This is a genomic window from uncultured Blautia sp. (genome assembly GCF_902497045.1).
Taxonomy (GTDB): Bacteria; Bacillota; Clostridia; order Lachnospirales; family Lachnospiraceae; genus Blautia_A.
In genome coordinates, this window is record NZ_CABVDF010000145.1 from 1 (window position 1) to 7,143 (window position 7,143).

Consider the following 7,143-nt stretch of genomic DNA (forward strand, 5'->3'; position numbering starts at 1 on the left):
AATATGTGGCATACTTTGTGGACATATTTTTGATATCAAAATAGACAAGTCCGCCTGGAACTCCCTAAATCTTTCAACCTTACAGGGGCTTGTTCCACTTTACACGCCAGATACAGACTGCCATGGACAGTCATATTCCGTATAAACCAAAAGGAGAACACATCAGGTTCTCCTTTTGGTATACCATTCATTTACAGTAAATAAACAGGAAGATCTTCCGTCACATGTACTGGTGCGTTTGTATTTTCTGGCTGCTTTGCTTTATCAGAAATAAATGCTGCCTGAATCTCTTCCGAATTAGATGGCGTGAGCACAGAAGTTTTCACACCTGCCGCTGATTTTGCTGTAGTTTTTCTGGCGGTGGTCTTCTTTGCTGCTGTAGTCTTTGCTGCTGAAGATCTTGATGTTGTTTTCTTCGCAGCTGTCTTTGCGGGAGCTTTGACATTATCAGCTTTCACTGCCTCCGGAGCTTTTATCTCTGTTGTTGTTTCCTTTACCTCTGATGCCTTTTTCGTTCCTGCATTTGCTGCACGTTTGATGCTTGCCTTACCTACTGACACGTTTCATTACCTCCTCTGCCAATTCTGCATATTCTTTTGCACTTCTGCTGGATTTCTTATATTCCACTACCGGAGCACTGTTATCCTGTGCCCATTCCACAGAACTGTCTACACGGACAAAAGAATCAAACACATAGATCTCTTCCAGTTCATGCAAAGTTTCCATTGTCTGTTTAAAATAATTCTTTCGTGTATCTACTTTCGTTACCGCTATTCCGGCAACCTGAAGATCCGGAGCGATCTGTTTCACCTCATTAAGAAAATCAAACATGTTTGCAAGACCAAACATGCCCCAGGGACTTGCCTCTACCGGAATGATTACCTGATCTGACGCACACAGAATATTCATAACCCAGCCCCCAAGAGTAGGAGGTGCGTCAATAAGAATATAATCATAAATACCGGAATCCTTGATCTTCTGAAGGCATTTTTTCAGAATAAATTCTCTCTGCCACTTTGTAAAAAGTTCATATTCAATAGAACTCATCAGCGTGGAAGATGGAATCAGATCCAGATTTTCATAAGGTGTATGTACAATAAAATCCGTCAGATCCTGCTGATCTCTGATGGCATGATAAAGATTCTTTTCACCTGCCGCCTTATCCAGTACCCAGTCTTCAGAAAAGAAAGAAAGGGACAGATTCAGCTGCATATCTCCATCGATCATCAGAACCTTTTTTCCTGCACGGGCCATTGCTGCGCCGATATTGGAACAGGTGGTAGATTTGCCGCTGCCGCCTTTATTATTTGTAAAGCAGATCGTTATCGTCTTATTCATAGAACTCCTCCGGAGAAATAAATACTATCCTCAGTATACTTTGTTTTCTGACAGTTTTCAAGGCAATTTAGGTTCTTTCCCTATTTTTCAGTCAACCCCTTTAAGCCCCTGTCAAAAATTTATGCATATCCGGCAGCATACTCAAAAAGCATTTTTATTCACTGAACATTTTGCCCAATACATACTGCTTTCCTGATAAATCACGATCATCAGCTTAGTCGGTGGTCGTGATTACAAGAATAAGAGAATCTCCTTTCTTCATTTTTTAGGTAACATCAGGTAACACTTTTTATTACTGACCAATCATTAAACACAAAATAAAAAGAGCCTTGAAAAATCAAGGCTCTCATGGTTGTTAGCGTGCGTTAGAGGATTCGAACCCCCGACCTTTTGGTCCGTAGCCAAACGCTCTATCCAGCTGAGCTAAACGCACATCTTTGTGATTTCCTTCACAACAAAGAGTATTCTACATTATAATGTGCATTTTGTCAACAGCTTTTTTAAATTTTTTTTATTTTTTGCAGAGTTTTTTCAGATCCTGATTCTCTGCCTCTTAGTTTCTTCTCAGCGCCTCGATCGGACTCAGCTTTGCAGCCTTTCTTGCCGGATAAATTCCAAAAAATACACCCACTGCACAGGAAAACAGCGTAGCAAACAGAATCACACTCAAACTGATGCCGGGACTGATGGTCATCTGCATACTGACACTGATCACACTGCAGATTCCATAAGCACCGATAATTCCAAGTATAATTCCTATAATACCTCCGATTACCGTAAGGATCGCTGCCTCTGCCAGAAACTGCAGCATAATAGAGGAGGTTTTGGCTCCAAGAGATTTACGGATACCGATCTCCCTGGTACGTTCCGTCACAGACACCAGCATGATATTCATAACGCCTATACCGCCTACAAGCAGGGAAATACCTGCAACAAAAGAAATAAAGGCCGTTACCATTCCAAGCATCTGGTTCATGGATTTCATCACATCCTGGAAATTCTGAACCTGAAAATATTCGTCTCCGGCACACTGATGCCGTTTTTCCAGGACATGAATGATTTCGTTAGCTGTTTTCTGGGAATCCCGGCTGGTATCTGACTGTATCGTCACGGAATAAAAATAATCCACATCTCCTACCAGTTCATTCATAGCAGAATAAGGAATATTTATATTAACCGGCATTCCTTCATAAGTGTAGCTGACAAAAGTACCATTTTCCTTCTGAGTAGTCACACCTACGATACGAAAACTTTTTGTTACGTCGTAACAGGTAATGTCAATGCTCATCCCCACCACATCATCTGTTCCAAAAAGTCTTCTGGCATCGGAATCTGAAATCACACATACCGGCTTGGCTTCCTCCACTTCCCGCTCACCAAAATAAGTACCGTACTTCATATCCGCATTGTTGATCATTTTGGCATCCGGTCCCTCTGCAGTAACCATCAGGTCAAAGGTGCCCTTCCCGGTCATAGTCTCTCCATTATAAGAATCCGCCACACTGACACCTTCTACATACTTCAGATCCCGGATTTCCTGAAGATCCTCCGGTGTGATCCAAATCTCTTCTGACATACCCTCACTGCTGACATAAATATAGATCTGGCCTCCGCCAATATCACTGATCTCTGAATTCATCTGATTCTTGGTTCCTTCGCCAATAGACACAATGGCAATAACCGAGGCAATTCCAATGATAATGCCCAGCATGGTCAAAAAAGATCTTCCCTTATTTGCCCGGATGTTCTGAACTGCCATTTTTACATATTCATAAAATCCATTCATCAGGCATCCTCTCCTGTCATTGCCTCAAGAGGATCGGAAGTCATCGGCTCTGCTGCCATTCCTTCCTGAAGTCCTCCTATGTCACGGATCACTGTGTCGCCTTCCTTCAGTCCGGAAGTTACTTCTATATATTCATCAGAAGATATCCCCGTCTCAATATTTTTACGGGCAACCGTACCATTTTCAAGTACATAGCAGAAGGAGCCTTCTTTTCCGATATTTACCACCTCTGCCGGAAGTATGACCACATCATTTGCAGAGGCTGCCTGGATAGTCACCTTTGCATCTACTCCAAGAAATACATTTTCATCCGGATGGTCGATTCTTACTCTTGCAGAGATCAAAGAAGCACCTTTTTCGTTTTGTGTGGCAATATGGCTTACAGAAGTCACCGTTCCCTCATAAGTCTTGCCTGCAAGGGTAATAGAAGCCTTTTGGTCTTCCTTGATCTTATCGTAATCATATTTGGAAATATTCACATCTACATCTACCCGGTCCGTATTCTGCAAAGTAAAAAGCTCCATTCCCTGAGTAGCAGACGCACCTTCTACTACAGTCTTTTTTGTAATCACGCCGTTAAAATCTGCTTTGATCCCCTTCTTTGCAGTTTCCACAAGCTCCTGAGCAGTCATCTGATCCAGTTCAGACAGATTGGTGGTGATCTCCATCCGTTCTTTTTCTTCCTCTGTCACTGCATTGGGATCTGCCTCTGCGATAGCTTCCTGTGAAGCAAGCTCCGACTGCAGTTCCGCCAGGTCGCTGCTTGCCTGCTCCAGTGCCGCTTCGATCCCTGAAGTGTCCGGAGTTGATGATGTAGAACCTCCTGATACCGGAGAATCTCCAAAATCCGGCATGGATCCGTCTGTAACCAGATCGGAAGCACCTGTAAAGTCAGAAAGAAGAGGCGCAGGAGGCATCTGAGCTTTTTGGTCTTCATATGCCGCCTGGGCATTCTGCCATTCAATCTGAGCAGCACTTCTGTCTGCCTCTGCCTGTGTAAGAGCTGCTGTATTTTCCTGGCTCTGGTCATATGACCATTCTGTAAAGGCCATCTGATATGTATTTTCTGCTGTATTATAGGCTGTCAGCGCCTGGCTTGCTGCTGTGTTCAATTCATTCAGACGGTTCTGATATGCCGGAAGCGTATCATTTTCATAAATTCTGACCGCCTCCTCATACTGTCTCTGAATTGCAGCCTGCTGCTGTTCCTGGGCTCTCCTGGCCTCTTCAGCCTGTCTCTGCGCCTCTGCCGCAGCTCTTCTGGAAGCATCTGCTGTCACCTGAGAAAGCTGTGCTTTCAAGCCTGCCACATAATTCTTCTGATTTTCTACTTTCTGCTTTAATGATGCTGCATTTCCCTGGGCTTCTTTTTGTTTTTTAACTGCTTTATCCGATTTGTTTAATGTATTTTCCATATCCAGTTTCCCGGATTTCAGATTCAGCTCAGTTTTTTTCTGTTCCCGTTCCAGATCTTTTACATTAAACTCCACCAGCTTGGTTCCTGCTTTAACTGTCTGTCCTTCTTCAAAAGACACAGTATCTACTCTGGCGTTAGCAGGAGAAAAATATGTTTTTTCTTCCTCACTTACAACCGTTCCGCTGGCCTCCACAGTCTGCTGCACATCTCCGGTTACCGCCTGCACCACTTCCACTTTAGGAACTACATCTGCCTGCTTTCCGGCATTTCCAAAAACCGCGATCCCTCCTCCAATGACTACCGCAGCTGCTCCTATTCCGATGATCAGCTTCTTTTTTGGTTTTTTCATAATACTTCCTCCTGCTCAAAGCTCTCGTTGATGGTATCTGACTCAATCTTTCCATCCATGATCCTGACAACGCGTCTGGCCTGTGCCGCTATCCCGTTGTCATGTGTGATAAGGATCACTGTTTTTCCCGACCGATGCATTTTTTTCAGGATTTCCAATATTTCTTTACTGGACGCCGAATCCAGATTTCCTGTCGGTTCATCGGCCAGGATCACCGGAGGCTCCGCTGCAATGGCTCTGGCAATGGCCACTCTCTGCTGCTGACCGCCGGACATTTCATTGGGTTTATGGTGCATCCGTTTCTCCAGCCCTACCAGCTTCAAAGATTCCACTGCCAGTTTATGCCTTGTTTTCCGGTCAATCCCCCGATAGATCAGAGGAAGCTCCACATTTTCAATTGCATTCAGATTTGCAATCAGGTTAAATCCCTGAAAAATAAATCCGATCTCGCGGTTCCGCACCACAGACAGCTGATTGTCCTTCATGGTTGATACATCTGTTCCGTTAAGAAAATATCTTCCGGACGTAGGCACATCCAGACACCCCAGCATATTCATAAACGTAGATTTTCCGGATCCGGACTGCCCGATGATGGCTACAAATTCTCCTTTTTCTATTTCAAGGTTCACATGGTCCAAAGCCCGGACCTCATTTTCTCCTGGATTATAGATCTTGCACAGATCCTCCACTTTGATCAGTGTATCACTCATGCTTGCTCCTTCTGCTGTCTGCTTCATTTTATCCTATACCAGATGCCTCAAATACATGTCACTTAATAAAACGACGGAAAATATAAAAATACTTCATTATTTATGCATCAAGCAAAAATGCCTTGTATGCTTTTTTCGCTTCATAAATATCCGCCTTGCTTGTTACTTCCCACGGTGCATGCATACTGAGTACAGATACGCCGCTGTCGATCACGTTCATTCCGTAAAGAGCACAAATAAAAGCAATGGTTCCGCCGCCGCCTACGTCTACCTTGCCAAGCTCTGCTGTCTGGAATGCAATCTCATGATCGTCAAAGATCTTGCGAACCTTTGCCACATACTCTGCGTTGGCGTCATTAGAACCTGATTTTCCTCTTGATCCTGTAAATTTATTCAGAACAATGCCTCTTCCCAGATATGCCGCATTCTTTTTCTCAAAGGCCTCTCCATAAGCCGGATCATAGCCTGCGCTTACATCAGAGGAAAGCATAAAGGAATTTTTAAGAGTTCTGCGCAGAGTCATTTCTGAATAGCATCCCATTCCCTCAAGAAGCTCTGCCACACTGTTTTCAAAAAATCTTGACTGCATTCCGGTAGCTCCTACGCTTCCGATTTCTTCTTTGTCGGTAAGCAGACAGCAGGAGGTACGCTTCGGATTTTCCATTTCCAGCATTGCCAGGAAAGAAGTATAGGCACATACACGGTCATCCTGTCCGTAGCCTGCCACCATACTTCTGTCAAGACCACAGTCTCTGGCTTTTCCTGCCGGCACGATCTCCAGTTCTGCGGAAAGGAAGTCTTCCTCTTCTACATCATATTTTTCCTTCAGAAGCTTCAGGATGTTCTCTTTTACTGCTTCCTTTTTCTTATCGTCCGGAAGATCGCTTAACGGTCTGCTTCCGATCAGAATATCCAGATTTTCTCCCTCAATAACTTCAGCCGCTTTTTTCTGCATCTGTTTTCCTGCAAGATGGATCAGAAGATCAGTAATATATACAACCGGATCCTCTTCATCCTCTCCCACATTTACCTCTGCAACTGTACCGTCTTTTTTTACGATCACGCCATGAATGGCAAGCGGAAGTGCCACCCACTGGTATTTCTTCACACCACCATAATAGTGAGTATCCAGATATGCCAGATCCGTGTCTTCATAAAGCGGATTCTGCTTGATATCAATACGGGGAGAGTCGATATGAGCGCCCAGGATGTTCATTCCTTTTTCCAAAGGCTCCTGTCCTACATGGAAGAATGCAAGGATTTTTTTCATTCCTTCTGCATAGATCTTATCTCCTGCCTTAATCTGTTCTCCGGAAGCAATTTTTTCTTCCAGGGATACATAACCGGCTGCCTCTGCCTGTCTGATAAGCTCTGAAACACATTCTCTCTCAGTCTTTCCTGCATCAAGGAAACTGCGGTAGCTTTTTGCCACCAGTTCCAGCTCCTTTTCTTCTTTTTCATCATAGCTAAGCCACGCGTTTCTACGTTCCATATTATATTCTGCCTTTCTTAAATTTTTTAAATTCCTATACATTATAATCCG

At 43.9% G+C, this 7,143-nt stretch carries 6 protein-coding genes and 1 tRNA gene; all 7 read right to left on the minus strand.

The annotated features are described in order from the left end of the window. Window positions 1–191: 191 nt before the first annotated feature. A complete protein-coding gene (locus tag RDS42_RS10365; protein WP_308783602.1) occupies window positions 192–560 on the minus strand; it encodes a hypothetical protein in 369 nt (122 codons plus the stop codon). Next, window positions 547–1,338 (minus strand): AAA family ATPase, encoded by a 792-nt coding sequence (locus RDS42_RS10370; protein WP_308783603.1) that lies wholly within the window; start codon window positions 1,336–1,338, stop codon window positions 547–549. Before RDS42_RS10370 ends, RDS42_RS10365 begins: the two co-directional genes overlap by 14 nt. Before the next feature lie 359 nt (window positions 1,339–1,697). After that, window positions 1,698–1,771, minus strand: a tRNA-Arg gene (locus RDS42_RS10375). A 120-nt stretch (window positions 1,772–1,891) separates the two neighbouring features. Beyond that, the gene (locus tag RDS42_RS10380) at window positions 1,892–3,124 is read right to left on the minus strand and encodes an ABC transporter permease (protein ID WP_308783604.1); all 1,233 of its coding nucleotides are present in this window, start codon (window positions 3,122–3,124) and stop codon (window positions 1,892–1,894) included. Then, complete coding sequence (locus RDS42_RS10385) at window positions 3,124–4,890, minus strand: efflux RND transporter periplasmic adaptor subunit (RefSeq protein ID WP_308783605.1); 1,767 nt, start codon at window positions 4,888–4,890, stop codon at window positions 3,124–3,126. Before RDS42_RS10385 ends, RDS42_RS10380 begins: the two co-directional genes overlap by 1 nt. Beyond that, window positions 4,887–5,600 (minus strand): ABC transporter ATP-binding protein, encoded by a 714-nt coding sequence (locus tag RDS42_RS10390; protein ID WP_308783606.1) that lies wholly within the window; start codon window positions 5,598–5,600, stop codon window positions 4,887–4,889. Before RDS42_RS10390 ends, RDS42_RS10385 begins: the two co-directional genes overlap by 4 nt. A 100-nt stretch (window positions 5,601–5,700) precedes the next feature. Further along, entirely contained in the window at window positions 5,701–7,092 is a 1,392-nt protein-coding gene (locus RDS42_RS10395; RefSeq protein WP_308783607.1) for an aminopeptidase, read from the minus strand. Between the last annotated feature and the right edge of the window lie 51 nt (window positions 7,093–7,143).